This window comes from Cryobacterium sp. AP27, from assembly GCF_056680495.1.
Genome location: NZ_CM155285.1, coordinates 2408193 through 2433232, shown reverse-complemented (window position 1 = coordinate 2433232; position 25040 = coordinate 2408193). Strand labels below are relative to the sequence as shown.

Sequence of the window (25040 nt, the reverse complement as noted above, 5' to 3'; positions counted from 1 at the left end):
GACTAGTCCCGGCCGAGGACCTTCGCGAGCACCCGCCGAATCGCGTCGGCCCGGCTGACGAGCCCGTGGGTGCCGACCGGCTCGACGCTGGCGACGAGACGCCGCAGGCCGCTGACCCCGAGTGTCAGGGCTGAGGAGAGCACGAGCGCGCCCTGTGCATCCTGGAGCGCGAACTCCACCGTGTTCACATCGCCCCAGGCGTCCCATCCGGGATCGTCCGTCAGGTCCCGTCGCGCCGTCAGGCGCAGCCAGGCTCCCTCATGCAGAACGCGCGCGGAGTAGGTCACCCTCGCCCCGTCGATGTCGACGGTTCCCTCGGCCAGGAACATCCGTGCGCCCCACGGCGCGTAGTCCAGGAATCCCGCAAGCTCCGGAACGGCTGATTCTCCGGGCAGTGGCAGAACGACGGTGACCGTGAGCCTCAGCCGGGCGCCCTGCACCTCGGCGCCGAGCCGTTCAACGTAGCGGATGCCCGGCGCGTGTTCGGTCATGGCGGTGCACCCGGCATCCGCCGGAACCCCGGTCGGGCTCGCCCCGCTCAGGTAGGCGCGGGCGTCGCGGTATCCCATCGCGATGAGCGAATCGGTGCTGATGCGGCCGAGGAAATACTCCGGATCCAACGGCAACGGATGCTGCGGCTTGACCACGTGCAGCACGAAACGCCGCTCGGCCGCTTCCGCCTGCGCGAAGTCCGCGAGCAGCGCCCCGGTGGCGCTCATCTCGATCATGTGCACGTACTGCTCGAGCGGCCCATCCCCGTAATAGCCGGAATTGCCGATGCACCACACCAGCCAGATCTCCTCCGCGCCGCGACGGAGAGCCTCCGCCACGTTGGCATCGCGAATCCACACGGCATCGGTGTACACCACGCCGTCCCGGCGCAGCGGCGTCATGAAGATGGGCAGCGACATCCCTGCGGCGAGCAGCTCGGCGTCGACCAGGGCCGCTTCGAAGGCGATCGATTGCTTGTGCGTGAAGTCGGCCACGTTGAACGTTCCCGCAATGGTGGCTTGACGGATGCGTGCCACGTCAATTCCCAGCCCGGGGAACACCCGGTCCCGAATCCCGTCGGCATCCCCGAAGGCCGGAAGTGACCACGGCCCCTTCAGATACTCCTTCACGGGCAGTCCCGACGCGAAGTCGGCCACGTCGAGCGCGCTCCACCGCCGCACCATCTCGTCGGCGGGCAGCCCGGAGAGCAGCATCCCGGCTGTCAGGATGCCCCCACTCGTCCCGTCGATGTGGTCGAAGGTGAGACCCTCCTCGGCGAGGGCCTTGACCACCCCGGTCTGCCACGCCACGCGCATGCCCCCGCCGGCCAGAATCAGTGATCGTGTCATGCGCGGTCATCCCGGCCGGTGCGCCGGGCCCCGCGCTGCACGGCCGGTCGCAGCTGCGCCCAGTACAGGGCGAGAAGCCCGGCGGTTGCCAGATCGAACAGGGCCACGAGCAGGGCGATCGGGCCGAAGAGGTCGTTGGCAACGGCGATCGAGACGGCCACGACGGCACCGAGCTTCTGCACGCCCGCCCAGAGCACCACCTCACGGCTCGGCACGGGGCCGAGGAGCGACTGGGCGAGCAGGGCGCCCACCACGAGCATGAACAGCCCGACGGTGCCGAAGAGCTGAGCGGCCAGCGGTGTGGGGCTCGCGCCCAGCAGCGTCAGCATGCCGTGCGGTGCAAGAATCTCCGCGACGCCGGTGAGAGCCGTGATCAGACCGAGCGCCACCAGCACGGCCCGGAGCGGGTGTTCCCCCAGCCAATTGCGCACCGTCATCCACGGCGGCGCAACCCGCCCGTTCATGAGAACGCCGCCGCGAGCTGTCCCTTGTCGACGATGTACGCCACAATCACCAGCCACAAGAGGGTGGATCCGTAAAACCGCAGGTCGTTGAGCCACATCCAGCGCCGGAGCAGCGCACGCAGCCCGTCGACCCCGTCGTAGCTGCCGGCTCGAATCTTCTTGTTGATGGGGATGATCAATCCCTGCCCGACGTAGGTCAGGAAGACGATTCCCGCCACGCACGCCCAGCAGAACCACACCAGGGGACCGCCCCACTCCGACACCACGAGCACCCCGCCGGCCACCAGCATGAGCGGCACGATGACGGTGAAGAAGCGCGTGGCCGCGAGGGTGGGAATGGCGAAGTGCACCGGTTCGGTATCGGGGGTGAGCCCGCGCCAGGTGGGATACAGAAAGAACTTCAGCACCCACATGGTGCCCATGTACATCGTCGCCCCGAACAGGAAATACAGCGCGGTGACCAGCAGAAGCCAGCCGCCGACCCCTGCCTCGTTCATCTCGTCCTCACAGCTCTACGTCGTTGCCGCGTTCGGAGGCGTCCCGCCGCGGCGGTGTGAGCCACTGCTGGCTGTTGGTGAGGTGCACGACGCTTCCGAGTCCGTCACCGCGATGGCCGGACGCCGCGGCCTCGCCGGTGTCCGCGGTGAGGAACCAGCCCTCGTAGTGGTCGTCGAGCACGCCGTGCGCCTGTGGCATATACGCGGTGAAGAGCGGTTTGCGGGCCACATGCAGCGTCTTCAAGGGCTGAACGCCGGGCGCGTCGCCGAACACCAGCCGCGCCTGCGCGCGACGACCGAATGCGACATCCGCTTGCGCCTCGAAGTAGATGGAGGACTTCATCAGCTGGCCGCGGAAGGCGCAATAGTTGACCGCCGCGAGTTTCAGCGGGAGGTTCGTGCGCGGCGGACGTTTGATGTCAATCGTGCACCCATGCATGCCGTTCACGGCATACATCGCGGAGACCGTGGTCGGCGTCACGAGAAAATCCAGGTTGGCCTGATGCTTGGGCATGCCCCAGATGCCCTTGCCTCCCTTCACCGAGATCTCCGAGCTCACCGGGAGATCGACCACGTACTGGCCCGTGCCGAAGTGTCCCATGCGTAGTGCCGGCAGCAGCGGTGGGGCCGGTTTCGACCCGTGTGTCACCGCAATGGCGAGGGAGTACTCGATGTACTTGCCGATGTCGGTGGAGCGGTAGTTGACCACCGTGACGACGAGCAGTCCGCGGCCGAACCCGATCCCGACCGGATGCAGCTCCGTACCGGGCAGGAGACGCGCGGCGGCCGAACGACGGATGGGAAAGGCCGCCATTAGCACGGGGGAGTCGTCGGAATTGACCGGCATCGTGTACGGGATGCCGTCGACGAGCGCGTGCTGACCGGTGAGCCGCGTCTGACGCTCCGGTACGGGAGAGGGCAGGCGTCGAAGCGCGGCCTGGAGGAGACCCTGAAATGAACGGCCCAGGGCCGCGGTGACGGCGTTCATGATGCCAGCTCCCTTTCGATGATCGGATAGGTGTCCCGCCACGCGTTGACCCCGAAGAACACGTCGAGGTGCCCGTAGCCGGGCAGCAGGTGAAAGGCATCCTTTCCGGGGCGGTGCCGGTTGAAGAATTCGTAGCTGCGGCGTTGGCTTGCGGGTAGGAAGCAGCGGTTATCGGCCCCGGTGAGGAACACGAAACGCGCGTCGGTTTGCGGCGCGTTCGCCACGAGGTCGACGGGTAGCTCCGGGTGCAGGCCCGAATGGACAAGGTGTCCGGCGTCGAGGCACTTCTTCATCTGGGCGAAGAACGTCATCGGTGATTCCGCGAATTCGCCGGTGATCCAGTCGTGGGTGGCCTGGTCGAGATTTCGGTGTGCCCAGAGCGCCGGGTGCCCGCTGCCGTAGGTGAAGCTCACCATGCGGCAGACCGTATTGTCGCACTCGGGGTGGCTCGCCCGCACGAGGCCCCGCACGATGCGGGAGAAGTACCCGTTGGACTTGTAGCCCCACGCCGTGTTGAGGTACGGGCTGAATGCGTTCACGATGGGCGCGAGGCGGGTGATCTTGAACTGCGACAGGCGGGGAACGACGGGGTGCAGGGACACGGAGTTGGTGATGATCGTGTCGACCCGGGGAAGAAGGCCGGCAACGGCCGCCATCGTGAACGACGTGGATCCCTGACAGTGCACCACGGCCTTGAGCGTGTCGGCGCCCGTGACACGCAGGATATGCGCGACGGCCGTGGGATGGTCGTACACGGCTGCGTCGTCCAGTGTCCACGGCAGCGGGTCGAAGTCGATGGATGCGCGCCAATTGAACATCCACACGTCCCAGCCCTGATCGAGCAGGGCATCCACGAGTGTGCGTCTCAGGGGCGGACGGAACAGCTCCGCGCGTACGCCGGCGCCGTGCACGAGCATGACCGGCCCCCGCGGTGGGTGCCGGCCGACGCCCTCTGTTGTGACGTGCACGAGGGAGAGCGGCGCGCCGTCGGGAGCGGTGAGGGGAATGACCTCCGTCACATGGTCGGCGCGGGTGACGGGTGCGGGGGCGGCGAGTGGGGAGGTCATGCGCGGAAACCCTTTCGGGAGACGAGGATGGGTGCCTCAAGGAGTCGAGGCGTCAGGGGGGAGGTGGGGACGGGCCGCTTCTGACCGTTCGCGGCATCGACGAGGGTCCAGTCCCGGCACACGGTGTCGATGACGAGAGGAAAGATCTCCAGGTCGCCGTTACGGTGCAGTCGCATGCGCAGGAAGCCTTTGTGGTCTTCGACCGCCTGGCTGGACATCTGCCAGTTGAAGATATCTCCGGAGTTCTGGGTCAAGGTGAAGAGCGCGAACATTTCGGTTCCGAGCAGCGCTCCGCCTACGCTGACGATGGCCGCGGCGACGACGACGTTTTCCCCGCCCGACCAGGTGTCGGGCCAGGGGACCAGGAGCGTGAGGATCACCAGAGTGAGAAGGACGCTGATTTGGAATCCCACACCGGCCACCGCTGCGGCGGTGCGCGGCAGCCATCCGCGTGGAGACACGGCGGCGACGATCGAGAGCAGCAACACCACCACCGCCAGAATCGTGAGAACGCCGCTCACTTCGAGACGGCTCGTTGCGACGTCACCGTTCAGTCTCGGGGTTAAGGTGCTGCCCGGCTGCGTGATGCCGAGCGCCCAGACGAACGGCAGGAAGACGAGCAGGTGTACGGCACCGAGCAACGGCGGGAAGGAGGGATTGCGCCAGCCCAGCCAGAATCGGCTGAAGGGGTTGGCCGTGCGCGCGGTCATCCGCAGGGAGCCGGCCTTGTCCGGGTAGGTGGTGGGCGCCTGCCGGTAGTCGGTCCCCCGTTGGTCTTTGTCGCGCATGCGCGAGTGCGGAGAGGGGAGGGTCAGCTTGGCCGGCAACTGGTGTGTGGCGGCGAGGAAGGCCCCGCCGAGTCCGCACGTGATCAGTTGGGTGGGGCGAGGGTCCCGGCCGGTCCCTGGGTCGGACCGGCTCGAGGCGGTACGACGAGGCGCCACCTCTTCGTACCGCGTGTAGTGGTGCGAGTCGCCGCTGAGCCAGACGCGCACATGTGCGCCGGTGGGCCGGGACGTGCCCGTGTCGGGGTTGACGCGGTTGCGCAGAAAATGCCGGTCGAAATAGTGCAGCTGGTTGAACGCGTCCGGGTCGCGCGTCTTGGTGCGAACCCAGGTGGGCGACGCCGTGCAGAGGATGATCGCGTCTCCCGGGCACAACCGGTTGGTCAGCTGCTCCCGAAAATAGTTCAGCTGCGGTTCGTCCACGTATTCGCCCAGCTGGCTGTCCAGGCCGGCCAGCCACCACCCTCGGCCGAGTCGCAGCACGAAGTAGCTGCGCGTCTGAATGGTGTGCCAGGCCCCGAGTCGTCGCGGGCGGGTGAAGATGCGCAGAAACGCGCTGAGCCCGTCGTACCAGTCGTGGTTGCCGGGCAGGGCGAGCAGGCTCGGATGCTGATTGCCTCGGCGCAGGACGGCATCCGCTGGCAGGGCCGCGGCATAGGGGCCCAGTGTGCGGTTCTCGTAGCCGGTTGCCGACGCGGTGGGATACACCTCGTCGCCGCCGAGGATGAGCAGGTTTCCGCGCGGCAGGGTCGCGGTTAGTGCGGCGTCGTCGGGCGAGACCACGGACAGCTCATCCTGCCCGAGCAGCGACGCGACGCTCGCGGTGGCGTCGAAACCGTCACCGAGGTCTGCCGTGAAGTCGATCCACAGATCGCCCCGGGGACGTTCCCTCAGCCGCAAGCGGCGCTTGGAGAAGACCTCCTGCAGCTCCCGTTTGTCCCCGTAGTTGGCGAAGATTTCGGCGAGTACGACCTGCACGGCCGTGCGCAGCAGCTGACCGGGCGCGAGCCAGCGCACACGGCCCTCCGGCAGGAAGCCGAGATCCTTCTCGTGGCGAGCAAGACCGCGTCTCTTCATCGGAGCCTTCTTTCGTGCATGATCGGTTAGTTCGTGTCGAGGGGCTTCCGGGCCCTGAGGTAGACGCGCACGAGTTCGGCGAGGAACAGTCGGGCAAAGGCCCAGATCGCGCCGCGGCCGGTGGGACCGGTGACGCGGAACGTCGTCAGTTGCCGCGCGAGGGCCCACGGCGAGATGTGCAGGATCCCCGCGGCTCGAATGCCGTGCTCGGGGGCGAGGAACGCGGCCTGCCCGCTCAGGCCGGCGAGGGCTTCCGGCGGCGCCACGTGGCCGTCGAGCACGTGGGTGAAGAGGGTCGTCGTGTCCCGCCACGGCGTGAAGCCTGCCCGGTTGGTCACGTTCTTGTACCCCACGAGGGTCAGCGGCGTTCCCCCGACATCGCGCAACCAGAGCCGGTAGAGCATGCGGCGGCCTGTCGATCCTGCCGGCCGAACGAACAGGTTGAACCACCCCCGTTCCACGTCGAGGCGCCCGCCGAGCACATCACACATGACGTAACCGTCAGCGCGAGCCGGGTGCAGGGGATCCCGCGTGAACGCGGCGATGTCGGTTGCCGTGATGGTGAGCTCGAACATGAGATCGTGCCCGCGAATGCGGCCGGTGAGCGCACCCCGGGCCGGGTCGCCCACGCCCGTCGTCGCGGCGCCGCGCATCCGCTCCGTGAAGCTCAGTGACGTGGGCGTGAACGAGCGGGTTGCGGTGGTCGGTGGCGGACCCGGGGGTTCGGCGCTCGCCGCGGCCGGCGCGGCGGCCGCCGCACGTGAAGCGGATGCCGCCCATTTCGTGTCGAGCATATGCTCGCTGGCCCGGTCGGAGAACGCGGCGATCGTCAGGGAGGGATTCGCCCCCACCGGACCGGGCATGGCGGCCCCGTCGAGCACGTAGAGACCCGGGTAACCGAACACCTCCCCGAAGGGATCACAGACGCCCTCCTCAATGTGCCGAGCGGCGGGCGCGCCTCCGAGCGGGTGCACGGTGATCACCCGCTTGGCCCACCACAGCGGGTTATCTTCAAACCGGGCCTGCAGCGCCGTCGCAATCTCCGCCATGGTGGAGCGCAGGCGATCGTAGTAGCCGAGTGATGTGGCGAGGGTCCAGTTGATCTGGAGCCGCCCCTGGGAGAGCGTCATCACACCGTCGGGCACGTCACGGCCCATGCCCAGCAGCGGGAGTGCGCTCGCCGAGGCGTGCCCGTCGCCAAGCGCCGCGGCGAGGTCCCGGGAAATGTTGGAGCGCTGCCCGTGAAAGAGCCGGTTCAGAAACAGCTGCCAGGCCACGGGGCCCATACGGGCAACGACCTCGGGCAGCTGCGCCGTCTCAAGCAGCCAGTTCAGGAACCCGGGGTAGCCGGCGTCTTCGATGTAGAAGCCTCGCCCGGAGCCCCCGTCCACGGTGTCCGGCACGCGGATGGCCGTGGTGATCACCGGGCCGCGGTCGCCGGTGAGGCTGCGCACGCCGCCGGACTCGGTCTTCGCGTTGAGCAGGAGCGTGAGCAGGTCGCCGTTGCCGCTGAACCGGGTGCCGAGCAGCGGGCTGATGCCGGGAAGGGATCCCCGATTGCTCAGCAGCAGAAACGTGGAGCCGAACGTGCCGGCGCCGAGGATCAAACGTCGGCAGCGGATGCTCCGCACGGGCAGCCCGGATGTGGCGCCGGGGCGTACGGCCGCTGCCTCCGGGTCGTGCACCACATACCGCACCTCATAGCCGCCTCCGTCGAGGGGACGGAACCCGCGCACCTCGTGCAGCGTGCGGATGTCCGCATGGTGGTGCGCCGCGGCCGACAGGTACGTGTGGTCCAGGGTGTTCTTCGCCCCGACGTTGCAGCCCACGTCGCACTCGCCGCAGAGCAGGCAGGTGACCCGCCGGTGCCCGTGCAGGTTGCCGTAGGCCGCGTCGGGAATCTGCAGGTTCGGTTCGGCATCGGCATACCGGGTGGGACCGAATGTGACCGCGATGGGCGGTCTCTCGATGGGGAGGCCCAGTTTTCGGGCGGCCATCTCCATGGCTTGGGTCTTGGGCGTATCCCGGTACGGATACGGCACCGGGTTCAGCATCTCCTCGACGTGCGTGTAGTGCGGATCGAGGTCCGCTCGGTTGAACGCCCAGTCCTCGTAGCCGCCGCCCGGCACCGGTGATTCGCGCACGAACCACTTCTCGTCTTTGCGCAGCAGCACATTCGCGTAGATGAGCGAACCGCCGCCGAGGCCACTGGACACGATGCCCTCAAGTCCGCGGAAGGTCCACGCGTCGAACAGGCCGAACATGCCGGCGCTCGGGTCCCAGAAGTTCCGCCCCATCTGGGCGGGCGTTCGCGCGAAGCTGCCGGGCGGGTAGGGTTTGCCACGCTCGAGCACGACGACGGATTTCCCGGCGGCGGCCAGCCGGAAGGCGGCGACGGATGCTCCGAAGCCGGATCCCACGACCACGGCATCCACGAATTCCGAACCAGACGATGCGTTCGTCAGGGCCACCCCCTCGGGGACTTTCAGGCTCTGGCTTCCTCGGTCAGGCCCGCACGGGCCGGCGCACAACTCGCACCGGCATTTTGCTCAGTATTGTGCCACCGGGTCGACGAGTTGTCCAGCGCTCGGCACCAGGCGGCCCGGTGAGGCCTCAGCTGGGTTGGCCGGGCGCCACGGCGTGCGGTGCCGAGGGGATGATGCCGAGCTGGGTGACGAACGTCTCCCGCTCGTTGCGGTCGATGGCATAGCACTGCCAACCGAAACCGCCCTGCCCGCTGAGCTCGAAGCGAGCGTCGGCACCGGAGGAGAACGGGTAGTACCGGGCCACGTTGACGTTGCAGGCGCGGCTGGCGGTGTTGGAGGCTACGTTCACGGTGGTCAGCACGCCGGGAATGACGAGGGCCAGCAGGCCCAACACGACGACGATGCGCATCAGGCGCGTCACATGTTTGCTCCGCAGGGGGCGCTGGCGGTCATTCGGCTCATAGCCGGAGAGTTCGGGATAGTTGTCGCTCATGGTTCCGTCCAGTATTCCAGACGGCGCCGCCCGTACGACAAACGACGGAGATTCCGGGCGTCGCGCGCCTTCCGGATGGTAAGGCACTGCGGAGCGGGAATCCCCGTCGTTGTGACAAAGAGACGGGCGTTAGTGCGTCGACGCCTCGGTCTCGATCTCCGTGCGGTCGCCGGACCACAGGGTGTGGAAGGTGCCAGGCACGTCGGCGCGCTTGTAGGTGTGCGCCCCGAAGAAGTCGCGCTGACCCTGCACGAGGGCGGCCGGCAGGCGCTCGCTCGCGAGGGAGTCGAAGTAGCTCAGCGCCGACCCGAAGCCGGGAACCGGGATGCCTGACAGCGCGGCCGTCGAGACGATCCGGCGCCAGGCCGCTTCGCCGTCGGCAACGGCCTTGGCGAAGTACGGGTCGGCTAGCAGCGTCGGAATCGACGGGTCGTTCGCGTAGGCGTCGACGATGCGGTTGAGGAACTGCGCGCGGATGATGCAGCCGCCGCGCCAGATGGTAGCGATGGCACCCTTGTCGATGCTCCAGCCGTACTTCTGCGCACCGGCGATGATGGCATCGAAGCCCTGGGCGTAGGCGACGACCTTGGAGGAATAGAGCGCCTGGCGCACATCATCCTCGAAGGTGTGGCCGACCACGGAGATCTCCGGGCGGGCGTCGACGATGGCGCGAAATGCGACGCGCTGCTCCGGGTGGCTGGACACCGCGCGGGCGAAGACGGCCTCCGCGATGCCACCGACGGGTACGCCCAGGTCGAGGGCGTTCTGTACCGTCCAGACGCCCGTGCCCTTCGAGCCGGCCTCGTCGAGCACGATGTCCACGAACGGCTTGCCCGTCTTCGCGTCGACCTGACGCAGCACCTCAGCGGTGATCTCGATCAGGTAGCTCTCGAGGTCACCGGAGTTCCACTCGGTGAACACCTCTGCGATGGCGGCGGGGGAGTGCCCGCCCACCTTGCGGAGCAGGTCGTAGGCCTCGGAGATGAGCTGCATGTCGGCATATTCGATGCCGTTGTGGATCATCTTCACGAAGTGGCCCGCGCCGTCGGTTCCGACGTGGGTGACGCAGGGAACGCCGTCGACGACGGCGGCGATGGATTCGAGGATCGGGCCGAGCGTCTTGTACGCCTCCACCGAGCCGCCGGGCATGATGCTCGGGCCCTTGAGGGCGCCTTCTTCGCCGCCGGAGATGCCGGCGCCGACGAAATTGAGGCCCTTGGCGCTCTGTTCCTTTTCCCGACGGATGGTGTCGGTGAAGTCGGCGTTGCCACCGTCGACGATGATGTCGCCGGGCTCAAAAAGCTCCGAGAGCGACGTGATCACGGCATCGGTTCCGGCGCCGGCCTGCACCATGATGATGGCCGTACGAGGCTTCGAGAGCGACGCGACGAAGTCGGCGATCGTCTCGGAGGCCACGAAGCCGGCCTCGGGGTGCTCGCTCATGAGCAGCTGGGTGCGCTCGGGGGATCGGTTGTACACGGCGACCGTGTTCCCGTCGCGACTGGCCAGGTTGCGGGCGAGGTTCGAGCCCATCACCGCCAATCCGACGACGCCAATGTTTGCCTGTGTTGCACCGGTTTCTGACACGTTTGCTCCTTTGGGGCTGATATCTCCAGACCAATCTAAAGGTTAGTCCTTGGCCTGCGTGGCCCGCACCCCGGCGACTGGTCGCTTGACGGAGCGGACATAACGAGTATTGTTGATTCATGTAATCAGACTTATTGCGCACTCAGTGCACAATGGTCCGATGTAATGAAGCAACGGCCCATGTAGCGGAGCGTCAATGACTGATGAAATCCTGAACGAGACAGCCCACACCGTGTCTTCCCGGCCACCGATCGTGGTGATGGGAGTGCAGGGCTGCGGTAAATCGACCGTGGGTCAGCGCCTCGGCGACACCCTCGGGCTGCGTTTTGCCGACGGTGACGACCTACACAGCACCGAGGCTCGCGCCAAGATGGCTGCCGGGCATCCGCTCACCGATGTCGACCGCATCCCGTGGCTCACCCTCATTGCCGAAACGATTGCCGCGTCGCTCGCGAACGGCGAGCCCATCGTGGTGGCCTGCTCGGCGCTGAAGCGCAGCTATCGCGACCTGCTCCGCGGCATCGTGCCGACGCTCGTGTTCGTGGAATTGTTCGGCGACCAGGAGCTCGTCGCCGAGCGGCTGACGCACCGCAACCACGAGTACATGCCGGCCGCATTGCTCGATTCGCAGTTCGCCGCGCTCGAGCCGCTCGCGGCCGACGAGGCCGGGGTGCGAATCAATCTCACCAATACTCCCGACGAAATTGTCGACCTCGCTGCTGCCTTCCTGCAGTAACGGCACTCACCCGACCAAGAAAGAGATAGACCCGCATGACCGATCTTGAACTGAACTGGGTGTTGTCGACACCCGCGCTGCTCGGCGTTGCCGCCGGCGCCATCGCCCTCCTGCTCGTTTTGATCATGAAGTTCAAGGTTCACGCCTTCGTCTCCCTGATCATCGTGAGCATGCTGACCGCCGTTGCAACCGGCATTCCCACGGCGAGCCTCATGCCGACACTTCTCAGCGGATTCGGCGGAACGCTCGCAAGCGTCGCTCTGCTCGTGGGTCTTGGCGCGATGCTCGGTCGGATGCTTGAAACGAGTGGCGGTGCGCAGGTGCTCACGGACGCCCTGATCAGCCGGTTCGGCGAGAAGCGGGCCCCGCTCGCCCTCGCCGTGGCCTCCCTGATGCTCGGCTTCCCGATCTTCTTTGACGCGGGCCTCGTGGTGATGTTGCCCATCATCTTCGCAGTCGCCCGTCGCCTCGGCGGCTCATTCCTCGGCTATGCCTTCCCCTCGGCGGTGGCCTTCTCGGTGATGCACATCTTCGTACCGCCGCACCCCGGGCCCGTCGCGGCCACCGGGCTTCTCGGCGCCGATGTCGGCCTCGTGCTCATCTTCGGTCTGATCGTCGCCCTGCCCACCTGGTATTTCGTCGGTCACCTTTTCGGCCGCTACGTGGGACGCAAATACGACATTCCGGTACCGTCCATCCTGAGCGGAAGCACCGGCAACTTCGCCGAGTTCGAGTCGACGCCCAAGGTCGGAACCGTTCTCTCACTCCTGCTGCTTCCGATCGGACTGATCTTCCTCAATACCGGCCTCAACATGGCCGCCAGCGCGGATCTGGTCTCCCTCGACAGCCCGTGGGTACAGATCCTTCGAGCGTTCGGTGAAACCCCGGTCGCTCTGCTCATCACCGTACTGCTCGGAATGATTCTGCTCGGCTGGAAGAAGCGCAAGTCCGCCAACCTCGTGGAAGCCGTCGTCGACAGCGCGCTCGGCCCGGTGTCTTCCGTCATCCTCATCACCGGCGCCGGTGGAATGTTCGGTGGAGTGCTCCGTGCCAGCGGCATCGGTAACGCGATCGCCGAGTCCCTCGACACCATCGGGCTTCCCGTCATCGTCGCCGGATTCGTCATTGCCGCCGTGGTGCGCATCGCGCAGGGTTCGGCGACCGTTGCGTTGACGACAGCCGCTGCTCTCTTGCAGCCCGTCGTCATGAGTGACACGAGTTTCAACCCGGTACAGCTTGCCGCGATCGTCCTCGCGCTCGCCGCCGGTTCCGTGTTCGCCGGCCATGTCAATGACTCGGGTTTCTGGCTGGTCAGCCGGTTCTTCGGCATGGACACCAAAACCACGCTGAAGACCTGGACCGTGGGCCAGGCGCTCGTGGGAGTCATCGGCTTCGCGATCGCCCTGGCGATCTACATCGTGGCCGGGCTGTTCTAAACGCAGCCTAGTGCGGCTCGTCGGCCGCCCAGATCGAACTCATCTCGTCAGATGCGCGTTGCATGATGCCGAGCATGGCGGCCTGGGCGGCCGCGGCGTCGCCGCGCTGAATGGCGCTGGCGACATCGACGTGCATCTGCAAAGCATCGTTGTGAGGATGCTGCGGCATGAGCCCGTAGTGGGTTCGGCCGGTGAGAACCTCGGCCACGAGCGAGTTGAGTTTGGCGAACATCTCGTTGCCCGAACTCGCGAGCACCAGCCGGTGGAACTCGATGTCCAGAACGAGAAAGGCCGCGGGGTCGTCGGCCTGTCCGGCGGCCCAGAGCTTGCCGGCCAGGCCCATGAGCTCGCTCGCGTCGGCCAGGGGTGCCCTGGTGGCCGCCAGGCGCGCCGCTTCCGGCTCGATGGCGGTGCGCAGCTCGGTCAGGGAGCGCAGCTGGTTGCTCCGGGCCGGGGACGCCAGACGCCAGCGAATGACCTGAGGGTCGTAGAGATTCCAATCGGTCTCCGGCAGAATTTGCACGCCCACGCGACGGCGTGAGGCGACCATGCCCATCGAGGCAAGGACCCGAATAGCCTCGCGCACGACCGAGCGGGAGACGCCGTAGCGTTCCTCCAGCTCTTCAATACGAAAGACCGACCTCGTCGGCAGCTCGCCGGCGCAGATGGCCAGGCCGAGCAGATCGAGAATCTGGGCGTGCAGCCCGTGCAGGACGGAGTTGTCGCCGAGCGCCCGGGGGAGGGCGTCCAGTGAGTCGGGCTCCGTCGCCCTCGCCACTGCGTTTACGTTATCCGTCATGCCACACATCATATCGTTTTGGCAACGGTCTTGAATAAGTATGTTTTAATCGGTAATGTCTCTCATCGAGACAGATGTAAAGATGCATCGGTTGGGGATCTGTGTGACGACGCACAGGTCTGCGAATTGGAGACACAGTGAAGCGTCATTCAGTTATTCGCGTTGCGGCAATCGCCGCAGCGACAATTATCGCGGCGGGCACGCTCAGCGCGTGTAGCACCGGCGCCGCCGACGACGGAGCCTCCAAGACTCTCCGGGTTACCCTGGCGAACCACGTCTGGACCGATACCATCAAGGACAAGCTGCCCGAGTTCGAAGCGGCCACCGGCCTCACTGTGGAGCTCAGCCAGTACGGGGAAGACCAGCTGTCGGACCAGTACAACGTCAAACTCAATGCGGGTACCGACGAAATCGACGTCATGATGTACCGCCCGCTCCAGGAGGGCAAGCTGTTCGCCAAGAACGGCTATCTCGCCGACCTCAGTGACGACGTCGAGTCGAATTCAGACTGGGACTGGAGCGACTTCCAGCCGGGTCCGGTGGGGTCGACGACATATGAAGACAACGTGGTCGGTATCCCCATCATCACCGAGCAGGAAGTGCTGTACTACCGGAAGGACCTCCTCGCCGCAGCCGGCCTCGAAGTGCCGACCACCATGGTCGAACTCGAAGCCGCAGCCCAGGCCATCACGGAGCAGAACCCCGGAGTGGCAGGATTCGTCGCCCGCACCGGCAAATCTGCCGCCGTCACCCAGTTCTCGAGCTTTCTCTACAGCTTCGGTGGCGACTTCATCGACAAGAACGGCAAGTCCGGCATTGCCAGCCCTGAGGCCAAGGAAGCGTATGCGTTCTACGGCAAGCTCATTCGCGAGTACGGCCCCGAAAACGTCAGCACCGACATGAGCTGGCCGGAGGCAATGGCCATCTTCACGCAGGGCCAGGCCGGTTTCTACACCGAAGCGGACAGCCTCTACAAGAACGCAACCGACCCCGAAACCTCCAAGGTGTCCGATACGGTCGGCTTCGCACCGATGCCGGCCGGCCCCGGTGGCTCCGTCGCCTACAACGTGCCGTCCTGGGCGCTCGGCATCAACGCCGAATCGACCCACTCGGATGAAGCATGGAAGTTCATCGAATGGGCGACCAGCCAGGACCTGACCCTGGCTGTTCAGCAGGATGGCGTTCCCGGTGCCCGCCAGTCGGTGTGGGAAGACCCGGCCGGCACCTCAACCTACCCGGCCGACCTCGCCGCTGCGATCGCCACGAGTACGAAGAACGGTGTCGGTCATGACCGCCCGCTCGTCATCAAGGTGCCCGAAGCCCGCGAGATCGTCGGAGACCCGATCGTCGTCGCCATCACGGGTGGCGACTCCGACGCGGCGGCCGATGCCGCAGACGATGCCTTCCAGGGCATCCTCGACGACGAGTAGTCATCGAACGGCGGGGGCGGGCGACCGGCATCGGTTGTCCGCCCCCGCACCCCCATCCTTCTGAACGTGCAACACCAAGTGTGAGGTGAAAGATGACCACGATGGTCACCACCAAGCCCTCCGTGTGGAAAAACTATTCCACCTGGGCAAACCGGAATCGGAAGTGGCTCTTCGCCTCTCCCGCGATGATCTTCGTCGGCCTTCTTATCGCTGTTCCGCTGGGCTGGACCCTGTATCTCAGCGTGACCGACTCCGAAGGCTCCGTCCGCGCCAAGTCCAACCTGGTCGGACTCAGCAACTATTTTGAGGTTCTCACCGACATGGAGCGCTTCTGGCCGGCCGTGATGCGCACGTTCGTGTTCACCGGCGGATCACTCGCGATCGAATTGATCCTGGGCATGTGCATCGCACTGCTGCTCTGGCGTCCGTTCCGCGGGGAGAAGTGGGTGCGCGTGGCGATCCTGCTTCCCCTGGTCGCAACCCCGGTCGCCGTCGGCATGATGTGGCGCCTCATCTTCGACCCGAACATCGGCTTCGCCAACCAGCTGCTCAGCTGGATCGGAATTCCGGCCCAGCCCTGGCTCTCCGGCCAGTACACCGCGCTGCCCACCCTCATGTTTGTGGACATCTGGCAGTGGACACCGATGGTCGTGCTGATGCTCCTCGCCGGCCTCACCTCGCTCTCCGACGAACCCGATGAAGCAGCTCGCATCGACGGCGCCAACTCCTGGCAGCGATTCTGGTTCGTCACCCTGCCCTTGATGCGCGCCACCGTCGTCGTGACCATCGTGCTCCGCGGCATCGACGCCCTGAAGACCTTCGACCTCCTGTATGCGACAAAGGGCAAGGGCGGCGGCTCGTTCCACGAGGTCGAGACGCTCAACATCTACGCCTTCGGCCTGAGCTTCGACTACAACGACTACGGGATAGCGTCCACCGTGCTGATCCTGTTCTTCCTACTCATCATCGCGATCATGTGGGCACTCACCTACCGCAGAAAGGCGAACCGGTCATGACCACGACACTGCCCACTCGTCCCGTCACCGAGACGCCACGCCGGGTCGAAAACGCCCCCCGGCGTCGCAAACCGCGCGCCTACAAGATCTTCCGAGTGGTGGCACTCACCCTCACCGTGCTGCTGTTCATCGCCCCGCTGGTCTGGATGTTCATCTCGTCGCTCAAAACCAACGTCGACATTTACGACGCGAGCAAGACGATTTTCTTCACCCCGACCTTCGACAACTACGACAACGTGCTCGGGCGAAACAACTATTTCGGATTCATCTTCAACAGCTTCTGGGTGGCGTTCGCCTCCACCGTCTTCTCCTTGATCATCGGTGTGCCGGCGGCCTACGCGATGAGCCGTTTCACCATGCATCGCTCCGCGCTCGTCGTGCTCATGGCCCGAATCATCCCCGGCGTCAGCCTGCTTGTGCCGTGGTACTTCATTTTCGCCAACATGCGCATGGTCGGCGGATTCGGCGTGCTGATCCTGTCGCACATGTTCGTAGCCCTGCCGCTGATCGTGTACATCATGATCAGCTACTTCGACTCGACGCCTCTCGAGCTGGAGGAGCAGGCGCAGGTTGACGGCCTCACCCACATCGGAGCGTTCCTGCGCATCACCCTGCCGTTGTCGGTCCCCGGACTGGCGACCGCCGGCATCCTGTCGTTCATCTTCTCCTGGAACAACTTCATGTTCGCCCTCGTGCTCTCCGGAGCGAATACCAAGACTCTCCCGGTGGCGATCTTCAACTTCGTCTCGTACGCCAGCATCGACTGGGGGAGCCTGATGGCCGCGGCCGTCGTCGTCACCGTGCCCATCATGGTGATCGCCCTCTTCACCCAGAAATACATCGTGTCGGGCCTCACCGCCGGTGCAACAAAGGGATAAGCGTGGCGTCACCATGGCGCACCGTTGAGCACGCATCGCGTGTGGCTTTAGTGGCGCGAGCCTCACTATTCGCATCGAGCGCACAACCAAGGAGTCCCCTATGAAGATCGACAGAGCAGAAGTCATCGTCACGAGTCCGGACCGCAACTTCGTGACACTCCGACTCACCACCGACGACGGCCTGGTCGGTCTCGGCGACGCAACCTTGAACGGTCGCGAACTGGCGGTCGTGGCGTACCTGCAGGAGCACGTCGTGCCGTTGCTGCTCGGTGTCGACGCGCACCGCATCGAAGACACGTGGCAGTTTCTGTACCGCAGCGCCTACTGGCGGCGGGGACCGGTCACCATGGCCGCCATCGCCGCCGTCGACGTGGCCCTGTGGGACCTCAAGGCGCAGGCCGCGGGCATGCCCCTCTACCAGCTGCTCGGTGGTGCCAGTCGAGACAAGATCCTTGCCTACGGCCACGCTTCGGGGAGGGACCTGCCCGAACTTTTTGACTCCATCCGCAAACATCAGGCGCTGGGGTACCAGGCGATTCGCGTACAGACTGCGGTACCAGGGCTCAAGGCCGTCTACGGTGTTGCCGCTCAGACGCAAAAGAGCGGCAAGCGCTACGACTACGAGCCTGCGCAACGCTCGGCCAGGCCGGCCGAGGAGGATTGGGACACCCGGGCCTACCTGAGGCACTTGCCCACCGTGTTCGAGGCCGTGCGCGCCGAATTCGGTCCTGAACTCCCGCTGCTTCACGACGGGCACCACCGCATGACGCCCATCCAGGCCGCGAAACTCGGAAAGTCACTCGAACCTTATGATCTCTTCTGGCTGGAGGATTGCACCCCCGCCGAAAACCAGGATGCCCTGAGATTGGTGCGTTCGCACACCACGACACCACTGGCCATCGGTGAGATTTTCAATACCGTCTGGGACTACCAGACGTTGATCACGGACCAGCTCATCGACTACGTCAGGTCGGCCGTGACACACACGGGCGGTATCTCCCCCATGAAGAAGATCCTGGACTTCGCGGCGCAGTTTCAGATCAAATCCGGGATTCACGGACCCACCGATATTTCGCCGGTCGGGATGGCGGCCGCACTCCACCTGGACCTGGCGATCCACAATTTCGGAATCCAGGAGTACATGCAGCACGGCGACGCTACGAATGCCGTCTTCGACCAATCCTTCAGCTTCACCGACGGGTACCTGCACCCGGGCGACAAACCGGGGCTCGGAGTCGAATTGAACGTCGACGAGGCGGGAAAATACCCCTACCAAACGGCATACCTCCCGTTCAACCGCCTGGCCGATGGAACCATTCACGATTGGTAGCCCACCCCCGGCTACACGTTCGAACTGCGCGCGTTCGCCGAAACGTGTAACGTTGGGATTTGAACTTCGGCGAGGGATGTCGCCATCTGGGTTTCGACCCGCGGCATCCGTTATCGACGCGGCGGACGAGACTTTGGGCTTTTCCTCACGCTGACATGCGTTCGAGTTGAACACTGCACCAGACAACGACCAGGGCCCACGCGGTCCGCAAGGAGACACATCATGGCTACGAAGGCTAAAGACATCAACAAGGTTCAGGTTGACCTGCGCGAGAAGTTCGGCAAGGGCGCGGCCCGCAAGCTGCGCGTGCTGGGCATGATCCCCGCCGTCATCTACGGCCACGGCACCGAGCCGGTGCACGTGTCCCTCCCCGCCCACCGCATGGGGCTGCTGCTTCGTCGCGCGAACGCGATCCTTGACCTCGACATCAACGGCAAGAGCCAGCTCGTTCTCGTGAAGGATGTGCAGAAGGACCCGGTTCTCGCCATCATCGAGCACGTCGACCTCATCGTCGTGCGCAAGGGCGAAAAGGTTCAGGTTGAGGTTCAGGTGCACATGACGGGCGAGACCGCCCCGGGCACCCTGGCCGACTTCGACACCAAGACGCTCCTGCTCGAGGTTGCCGCCACGGACATCCCCGAGAACGTCACCGTCTCAATCGAAGGTCTCGAAGACGGCGCCCAGATCCACGCATCCGACATCATTCTGCCCGAAGGCGCCGTGCTCATCTCCGAGCCCGACACCCTCGTCGTCGTCGTGTCCACGCCGCGTGGCGAGGGCGAGGACGCGACCGAGGCTGCAGCCGAGGCCGCCGCCGCTCCCTCCGCGTAGTCATCCCTTTCTGGTTCCGTCGTAAGCGGAGGATTCCACTGGACGAGAATCTCTGGCTGGTAGTCGGGCTCGGTAACCCCGGGCCCGACTACTCCGGTAATCGCCACAATGTCGGCCAAATGGTGCTCGCGCAACTTGCCGAGCGCATGCGGGCGAATTTCAAGAACCACAAGACCGCGTCGTCGGTCGCTGAAGGTCGCAGCGCGCCCGGCGGCCCCAAGCTCATCCTGGCCAAGCCGAACACGTTCATGAACGTCTCTGGCGGACCCGTCGCCGCATTGCTGCGTTTCTACTCGCTGGCACCCTCGCACCTCATCGTCGTGCACGATGACCTCGACATCCCCTTCGACACCCTCAAACTCAAGGTCGGCGGCGGTCACGGCGGCCACAACGGTCTGCGCGACATCATCGCCGCCACCGGAACGGGCGATTTCATGCGCGTGCGCATGGGAGTCGGCCGGCCTCCCGGCCGACAAAGCGCCGCGGACTTCGTGCTGCACGACTTCACCGGCGCCGAGCGGGGCGTACTGCCCAATATCCTCACGGACGCCGCCGACGCGATCGAGCTCATCGCGACGGACGGTCTCACCGCCGCCCAGCAGCGGTTTCACGCCCCGTCCTGACGCAGCGGACACGGAGTCCGAGCGGGCGTAGACTCGACCGGTGATCCTTCAGGGCTTAATTGCAGCGCTCAAGCGCGCCTCCACGTTCGACAACGCCCTCACCTACGCGAGTCGGGACGCCGATTTCTCCCTCACCGAGGGGCTCCGCGCGCCTCTCCTCGCCGCCCTGCTTGAGCAACGTCACGATGAGGCCCAGGCGCTGTTCGTGATCACGGCGACGGGGCGCGAATCCGAGGCCCTGCGCGACAACCTTGCCTCCTTCGCCTGCGATGCCGAGATCATCGACTTCCCGGCCTGGGAAACCCTCCCGCACGAACGGCTGAGCCCGAGCGCCGAAATCGTCGGAAACCGGCTGCATGCGCTTCGCCGCATGCGCGAGTGGGAGGGTGCCCCGACGGCCGATCGCCGCCCTCTCATCGTTGTCGCCTCGGTGCGCGCCGCCCTGCAGCCCGTGGCTGACAACCTCACCGACTACGAGCCCATCGAACTGCGCGTGTCGGGGCGGGGGCACGACCTGGCGGCCATCGCCCTGCAACTGGTGAGTGTCGCCTACGCCCGAGTCGACATGGTCACCCGTCGCGGAGAGTTCGCCGTGCGCGGGGGAATCCTCGATGTGTTCCCGCCGGTTGCCGCGCACCCGTTCCGGGTCGAATTCTTCGGCGACGAGGTCGAGCAGATCCGCGAGTTCTCCGTAGCCGATCAGCGGTCCCTGCCGGAACCCGTCGACGTCGTGAGCCTGCCGCCGAGCCGGGAACTGTTGCTGAGCCCCGCCGTGCGCCAACGCGCCCGCGAAATGGAGCACGAATTCCCGAGCCTGTCGGGCATGCTCGCCAAGATCGCCGAGGGCATCCCGGTGGAAGGCATGGAGTCTCTCGCGCCCGCCCTCGTCGACCGCCTCGTGCCCGTGACGAACTATCTGCCTTCCCGCGCGGCGGTGGCCGTCATCTCGCCTGAACGCGTCGCCAGCCGCGCCATCAGCCTCGCCGAGACCAACCAGGAATTCCTCGGGGCGGCCTGGAGCGCCGCGACCGCCGGCGCCGACTCACCGATCGACCTGGCCTCCGGAGACTTCCTCACCCTCGGCCGTCTGCGTGAGAGCGTCACACACACGGCTCCGGGAGCGCCGGCATCGGCACACAGCTGGTGGACGCTCAGCTCGTTCCAGGCCGCTCCCACCGACACCGATGTGCCGTCGGATTCGAGGCAGGCTCGAGAACCGATTGACATCGATGACATGCTCAGCATCCGTATCGAGGCCGACACGGTCCCGAGCTTCCAGGGCAACGTCGAGGGAGCGGTCGGTCACGTCGCAAGCCGGCTGAAGGACGGCTGGACTGTCGGAATTGTGGCCCAGGGCGCAGGTCTGGTGGAACGCGCCGGCGATGTCCTCGCCGAACACGAGCTGCCGGCGCGCGTGGTCGAGGCCTGGCCGGACGACCCGGAACCGGGGATCGCCTACCTGCTCAAGGCAGGCGTCGACCACGGCTTCGAGCTGGCCCAGACCAAACTCACCCTGATCAGCGAATCCGAATTTTACGGACGCACCGCCGGCTATTCGCAGCGTCAGGTGAAAAAACTCGCGAGCCGACGCAAGAACGTCGTCGACCCGCTGCAGCTGAAGACCGGCGACCACGTGGTGCACCAGACGCACGGCATCGGCCGTTTCCTCGAACTCACCCAGCGCGAGGTGTCCAGCGGAGGACGCAACCCGATCAAGACGACCCGCGAATACCTGGTGCTCGAGTACGCCCCGTCCAAACGCGGGCACCCGGGCGACAAACTGTATGTGCCCACCGACCAGCTCGACCTCGTCAGCCGTTACGTGGGCGGCGAGGCCCCCGCCCTCAGCAAGATGGGCGGGAGCGACTGGTCGGCGGCGAAAACGAAGGCTCGCAAGGCCGTGCGCGACATTGCCGTGGAGCTCGTGAAGCTCTACTCGGCGCGCATGGCGAGCAAGGGCCACGCGTTCCCGCCCGACACTCCGTGGCAGCGGGAGCTCGAGGAGTCTTTCCCCTTCGTGGAAACCCCCGACCAGCTCACCACGATCGACGAGGTCAAGGCCGACATGGAACGGCCCATCCCGATGGACCGGCTCCTGTCGGGCGACGTCGGATTCGGCAAGACCGAAGTCGCCATTCGCGCCGCCTTCAAGGCCATCCAGGACGGCAAACAGGTGGCCATGCTCGTGCCAACGACCCTGCTTGTGAGCCAGCACATGGAGACGTTCAAGGAGCGCTTCGCCGGCTTCCCGGTACATCTGCGCGCCCTCTCCCGATTCCAGACCGAGAAGGAATCGAAGGAGACCATCACCGGAATGCTCGACGGTACCGTGGACATCGTCATCGGCACCCACCGCCTGCTGTCGCCCTCGATCATCTTCAAGAGTCTTGGACTTGTCATCATCGACGAGGAGCAACGATTCGGCGTTGAGCACAAGGACGCCCTCAAGAAGCTCAAGACGAACGTCGACATTCTCGCCATGAGCGCGACCCCGATTCCACGTTCGCTGGAGATGGCCGTCACCGGTATCCGGGAAATGTCGACCCTCGCGACGCCGCCCGAAGATCGCCACCCGATCCTGACCTTCGTGGGTCCGTACTCCGAGCGGCAGGTGGGCGCCGCGATCCGCCGGGAGCTGTTGCGCGAAGGTCAGATCTTCTTCGTGCACAACCGGGTCACGAGCATCAACCGGGTCGCCGCGCAGCTTGCCGAACTCGTTCCTGAGGCGCGCATTGCGGTGGCGCACGGTCAGCTGCCCGAGGCCCAGCTCGAGCAGGTCGTCGAGGACTTCTGGGAGCGCAAGTTCGACATTCTCGTCTCCACGACGATCATCGAAACCGGCCTCGACATCGCGAACGCGAACACGATCATCATCGACCGCGCCGACAGGTTCGGGCTGAGCCAGCTGCACCAGCTGCGCGGACGAGTGGGACGCGGCCGTGAGCGCGCCTACGCCTACTTCCTGTACGACGGCAACAAGCCGCTCTCCGAAACGGCGCACGACCGGCTGTCCACGATCGCCGCGAACAACGAGCTGGGCGCCGGTATGCAGGTCGCTCTGAAGGACCTGGAGATTCGCGGCGCCGGCAACCTGCTCGGTGGTGAGCAGGCCGGTCACATCGCCGGCGTGGGCTTCGACCTGTACCTGCGCATGATCGGCGAAGCGGTGAGCGCCTTCCGCGGCGACGTCGCCGAGGGACAGACCGAGCTGAGGCTGGAGCTTCCCGTCGACGCGCACATCCCGCACGACTTCGTCGACAGCGAGAGGCTGCGCCTCGAGGCGTACCAGAAGCTGTCGAGCGCGAGTGCCCCGGCCGCCGCGGCCGGCCAGATCGATCTGGTGCTGGACGAGCTCACCGACCGGTACGGTGAACCGCCGGTGAGCGTGCAGAACCTCGTCGCGGTGTCGCGGTTGCGCTGGCACGCGCAGCAGGCGGGGCTGAGCGAGGTCGTGGCGATGGGACCGAACCTGCGCCTGGCCTCGGCCGACCTGCCCGATTCGATCCAGATCCGACTGCGCCGCATGTACCCCGGGGCGAAGTACATGCCCACGAACGGGGCCCTCATCGTGCCGTTGCCGCGCAGCAGCTCTGACGCCCGCACGAGCGAGCCCGTGGACGACACCACGCTGATCGCCTGGACGGACACCCTGCTCGGTGCCATCTTCCCGCGGCCGTTGGAGTCCGAGACGGTGACGCCCGCCCCCGGGCGGTAGTCCTCCGCGCATCCGCCGGAACGAGACAGCACCCCGTTGGATAAACGGGGGTGCTGTCGTGGGGCGGTGAGGTGTCGCGGCTACTTGCCCGTCTCGTACACGTCGGGAATACCGTCTTCGTTGGCGTCGATCGCGTCTTTCTCGGCGATCTCCGCGTAGTGGCGGTTGCGACCGCGCAGGATGGCGGTGGCCAGCAGCGCGGCGAGCAGCGAACCGACCAGGATGGCCACCTTCGCGTGGTCGTCGTGAGGGCTGCCCTGGCCGAACGCGAGCTCGCTGATCAGCAGGGACACGGTGAAGCCCACACCGGCCAGCACGGCAACTCCGGTGACGTCGATCCAGGCAAGGTCGGGGTCGAGGGTGGCCTTCGTGGTCTTGGTGACGATCCACGTCGCCAACAACACACCGATCGGCTTGCCGACCACGAGTGCGACGACGATGCCGATGGCGACGGGGTCCGTGATGGCGCGTAGCATGCCCTCGGGGCCGCCGATCGTGACCCCGGCGGAGAAGAACGCGAACACCGGAATGGCGAAGCCGCTCGAGAGCGGACGCAGGCGGTGTTCCAGCGTCTCGGCGAGTCCCGGGCCGGCATCAGGGCCGCCGCCGCGCCTGCTGCGCATCACGGGAACGGCGAATCCGAGGAGCACACCGGCAACCGTCGCGTGCACACCGGAGCCGTGCAGGAGCGCCCACATGATGAAGCCCAGCGGGAGAAGAATCAGCCAGGCGCTCCAGTCGCGGGTGCCGAAGAAGTGCGAGAACGTGTGGGACAGGAACCAGTACAGGGCCAGCGGGACGAACGAGAGGAACAGGAGGGGGAAGGAGATTTCGCTGGTGTAGAAGAAGGCGATGATCGCGATGGCCAGGAGGTCATCGACCACGGCCAGGGTCAGCAGGAAGATTCGCAGCGCCGCCGGCAACTTGGATCCGATGACGGCGAGAACCGCCACGGCGAAGGCGATGTCCGTCGCGGTGGGAATGGCCCAGCCCCGGAGCGCTTCCCGGCCACCGTTCAGGTTGATCAGCGTGAAGATCACCGCGGGAACGATGACCCCACCGACCGCGGCCGCGACCGGGACGATGGCCCGGTTGACGCTGCGCAGGTCACCGGCGACGAACTCGCGTTTGAGTTCCAGTCCGGCCAGGAAGAAAAAGACGGCAAGCAGCCCGTCGGCGGCCCACGTGCCGAGGCTGAGCTTCAGGTGCAGCGACTCGAACCCGATCTCGAAGTCCCGCGCGGCGAAGTAGGCATCCGCAAGGGGGGTGTTCGCCATGATGAGGGCGGCGACGGTTGCCAGCAGCAGGATGCCGCCGCCGACGGTCTCCTTGCGCAGGATCGCGGAGATGCGCACAAATTCCGCATAGCCGCCTCGGCTGAAAATCGGGCCGAAGTTGGTGCTGCTACCGGACGGGGCAGGAGGGGGGGATTGTGACACTACGAATCCTTACGAGGTGTATG

General features: G+C 65.9%; 20 protein-coding genes. 9 read left to right on the top strand and 11 right to left on the bottom strand.

Going from position 1 to position 25040, the window contains the following annotated elements; all coding sequences use genetic code 11:
* Positions 1 to 2: 2 nt before the first annotated feature.
* From AC1MB9_RS11565 to gndA, 9 genes are all read right to left on the bottom strand, one after another.
* The gene (locus AC1MB9_RS11565; protein WP_479962097.1) at positions 3 to 1340 is read right to left on the bottom strand and encodes a patatin-like phospholipase family protein; all 1338 of its coding nucleotides are present in this window, start codon (positions 1338 to 1340) and stop codon (positions 3 to 5) included.
* The gene (locus tag AC1MB9_RS11560) at positions 1337 to 1804 is read right to left on the bottom strand and encodes a hypothetical protein (protein WP_479962096.1); all 468 of its coding nucleotides are present in this window, start codon (positions 1802 to 1804) and stop codon (positions 1337 to 1339) included. The genes AC1MB9_RS11565 and AC1MB9_RS11560 overlap by 4 nt, the downstream gene beginning before the upstream one ends.
* Positions 1801 to 2301: a hypothetical protein gene (locus tag AC1MB9_RS11555; RefSeq protein WP_479962095.1), complete on the bottom strand. Its 501-nt coding sequence runs from the start codon at positions 2299 to 2301 to the stop codon at positions 1801 to 1803. Before AC1MB9_RS11555 ends, AC1MB9_RS11560 begins: the two co-directional genes overlap by 4 nt.
* A gap of 7 nt (positions 2302 to 2308) precedes the next feature.
* Positions 2309 to 3289, bottom strand: coding sequence for an acetoacetate decarboxylase family protein (locus AC1MB9_RS11550; protein WP_479962094.1), 981 nt, complete (start codon positions 3287 to 3289; stop codon positions 2309 to 2311).
* Positions 3286 to 4356: an alpha/beta fold hydrolase gene (locus tag AC1MB9_RS11545; RefSeq protein ID WP_479962093.1), complete on the bottom strand. Its 1071-nt coding sequence runs from the start codon at positions 4354 to 4356 to the stop codon at positions 3286 to 3288. The genes AC1MB9_RS11550 and AC1MB9_RS11545 overlap by 4 nt, the downstream gene beginning before the upstream one ends.
* Positions 4353 to 6218 carry a hypothetical protein gene (locus AC1MB9_RS11540; RefSeq protein WP_479962092.1) on the bottom strand — a complete coding sequence of 622 codons (1866 nt, stop codon included), beginning with the start codon at positions 6216 to 6218 and terminating at the stop codon, positions 4353 to 4355. Before AC1MB9_RS11540 ends, AC1MB9_RS11545 begins: the two co-directional genes overlap by 4 nt.
* A gap of 26 nt (positions 6219 to 6244) precedes the next feature.
* Positions 6245 to 8689, bottom strand: coding sequence for a GMC oxidoreductase (locus tag AC1MB9_RS11535; protein WP_479962091.1), 2445 nt, complete (start codon positions 8687 to 8689; stop codon positions 6245 to 6247).
* Positions 8690 to 8831: 142 nt separating this feature from the next.
* A complete protein-coding gene (locus tag AC1MB9_RS11530; protein WP_479962090.1) occupies positions 8832 to 9197 on the bottom strand; it encodes a hypothetical protein in 366 nt (121 codons plus the stop codon).
* Positions 9198 to 9326: 129 nt separating this feature from the next.
* Positions 9327 to 10730 (bottom strand): NADP-dependent phosphogluconate dehydrogenase, encoded by a 1404-nt coding sequence (gene gndA, locus AC1MB9_RS11525; protein WP_479964634.1) that lies wholly within the window; start codon positions 10728 to 10730, stop codon positions 9327 to 9329.
* Positions 10731 to 10980: 250 nt separating this feature from the next.
* Here gndA and AC1MB9_RS11520 point away from each other — a divergent pair, with 250 nt between their 5' ends.
* Positions 10981 to 11520 carry a gluconokinase gene (locus tag AC1MB9_RS11520; protein ID WP_479962089.1) on the top strand — a complete coding sequence of 180 codons (540 nt, stop codon included), beginning with the start codon at positions 10981 to 10983 and terminating at the stop codon, positions 11518 to 11520.
* 35 nt (positions 11521 to 11555) lie between these two features.
* Positions 11556 to 12956, top strand: coding sequence for a GntP family permease (locus AC1MB9_RS11515; protein WP_479962088.1), 1401 nt, complete (start codon positions 11556 to 11558; stop codon positions 12954 to 12956).
* A gap of 7 nt (positions 12957 to 12963) precedes the next feature.
* On the opposite strand, the gene AC1MB9_RS11510 is transcribed toward AC1MB9_RS11515, so the two are convergent.
* The gene (locus AC1MB9_RS11510) at positions 12964 to 13755 is read right to left on the bottom strand and encodes a FadR/GntR family transcriptional regulator (RefSeq protein ID WP_479962087.1); all 792 of its coding nucleotides are present in this window, start codon (positions 13753 to 13755) and stop codon (positions 12964 to 12966) included.
* Positions 13756 to 13892: 137 nt separating this feature from the next.
* Here AC1MB9_RS11510 and AC1MB9_RS11505 point away from each other — a divergent pair, with 137 nt between their 5' ends.
* The 7 genes from AC1MB9_RS11505 to mfd all read left to right on the top strand — a co-directional run bounded on the left by AC1MB9_RS11505 (position 13893) and on the right by mfd (position 23578).
* Positions 13893 to 15185, top strand: coding sequence for an ABC transporter substrate-binding protein (locus AC1MB9_RS11505; RefSeq protein ID WP_479962086.1), 1293 nt, complete (start codon positions 13893 to 13895; stop codon positions 15183 to 15185).
* A gap of 92 nt (positions 15186 to 15277) precedes the next feature.
* Complete coding sequence (locus AC1MB9_RS11500; protein ID WP_479962085.1) at positions 15278 to 16201, top strand: carbohydrate ABC transporter permease; 924 nt, start codon at positions 15278 to 15280, stop codon at positions 16199 to 16201.
* Entirely contained in the window at positions 16198 to 17079 is an 882-nt protein-coding gene (locus AC1MB9_RS11495) for a carbohydrate ABC transporter permease (protein WP_479962084.1), read from the top strand. The genes AC1MB9_RS11500 and AC1MB9_RS11495 overlap by 4 nt, the downstream gene beginning before the upstream one ends.
* A 73-nt stretch (positions 17080 to 17152) precedes the next feature.
* Positions 17153 to 18409: a D-mannonate dehydratase ManD gene (gene manD / locus AC1MB9_RS11490; protein ID WP_479964633.1), complete on the top strand. Its 1257-nt coding sequence runs from the start codon at positions 17153 to 17155 to the stop codon at positions 18407 to 18409.
* A 222-nt stretch (positions 18410 to 18631) separates the two neighbouring features.
* Positions 18632 to 19240: a 50S ribosomal protein L25/general stress protein Ctc gene (locus tag AC1MB9_RS11485; protein WP_479962083.1), complete on the top strand. Its 609-nt coding sequence runs from the start codon at positions 18632 to 18634 to the stop codon at positions 19238 to 19240.
* Between the two features lie 38 nt (positions 19241 to 19278).
* On the top strand, positions 19279 to 19863 hold the full coding sequence (pth, locus tag AC1MB9_RS11480) for an aminoacyl-tRNA hydrolase (protein ID WP_479964632.1): 585 nt from the start codon (positions 19279 to 19281) through the stop codon (positions 19861 to 19863).
* 40 nt (positions 19864 to 19903) lie between these two features.
* A complete protein-coding gene (gene mfd, locus AC1MB9_RS11475; protein ID WP_479962082.1) occupies positions 19904 to 23578 on the top strand; it encodes a transcription-repair coupling factor in 3675 nt (1224 codons plus the stop codon).
* An 80-nt stretch (positions 23579 to 23658) separates the two neighbouring features.
* Here the strand turns inward: mfd and nhaA are convergent, their stop codons facing one another.
* Positions 23659 to 25017: a Na+/H+ antiporter NhaA gene (gene nhaA, locus AC1MB9_RS11470; RefSeq protein ID WP_479962081.1), complete on the bottom strand. Its 1359-nt coding sequence runs from the start codon at positions 25015 to 25017 to the stop codon at positions 23659 to 23661.
* Positions 25018 to 25040: the final 23 nt, after the last annotated feature.

Bases quoted from the DNA above. Each gene is read 5' to 3' on its own strand.
- AC1MB9_RS11545 (WP_479962093.1), bottom strand. From the start codon at position 4,356: ATGACCTCCCCACTCGCCGCCCCCGCACCCGTCACCCGCGCCGACCAT.
- AC1MB9_RS11530 (WP_479962090.1), bottom strand. From the start codon at position 9,197: ATGAGCGACAACTATCCCGAACTCTCCGGCTATGAGCCGAATGACCGC.
- AC1MB9_RS11555 (WP_479962095.1), bottom strand. From the start codon at position 2,301: ATGAACGAGGCAGGGGTCGGCGGCTGGCTTCTGCTGGTCACCGCGCTG.
- AC1MB9_RS11485 (WP_479962083.1), top strand. From the start codon at position 18,632: ATGGCTACGAAGGCTAAAGACATCAACAAGGTTCAGGTTGACCTGCGC.
- AC1MB9_RS11495 (WP_479962084.1), top strand. From the start codon at position 16,198: ATGACCACGACACTGCCCACTCGTCCCGTCACCGAGACGCCACGCCGG.
- gndA (WP_479964634.1), bottom strand. From the start codon at position 10,730: ATGGGCTCGAACCTCGCCCGCAACCTGGCCAGTCGCGACGGGAACACG.
- AC1MB9_RS11560 (WP_479962096.1), bottom strand. From the start codon at position 1,804: ATGAACGGGCGGGTTGCGCCGCCGTGGATGACGGTGCGCAATTGGCTG.
- AC1MB9_RS11550 (WP_479962094.1), bottom strand. From the start codon at position 3,289: ATGAACGCCGTCACCGCGGCCCTGGGCCGTTCATTTCAGGGTCTCCTC.
- AC1MB9_RS11515 (WP_479962088.1), top strand. From the start codon at position 11,556: ATGACCGATCTTGAACTGAACTGGGTGTTGTCGACACCCGCGCTGCTC.
- AC1MB9_RS11520 (WP_479962089.1), top strand. From the start codon at position 10,981: ATGACTGATGAAATCCTGAACGAGACAGCCCACACCGTGTCTTCCCGG.
- AC1MB9_RS11540 (WP_479962092.1), bottom strand. From the start codon at position 6,218: ATGAAGAGACGCGGTCTTGCTCGCCACGAGAAGGATCTCGGCTTCCTG.
- AC1MB9_RS11510 (WP_479962087.1), bottom strand. From the start codon at position 13,755: ATGACGGATAACGTAAACGCAGTGGCGAGGGCGACGGAGCCCGACTCA.
- AC1MB9_RS11500 (WP_479962085.1), top strand. From the start codon at position 15,278: ATGACCACGATGGTCACCACCAAGCCCTCCGTGTGGAAAAACTATTCC.
- AC1MB9_RS11565 (WP_479962097.1), bottom strand. From the start codon at position 1,340: ATGACACGATCACTGATTCTGGCCGGCGGGGGCATGCGCGTGGCGTGG.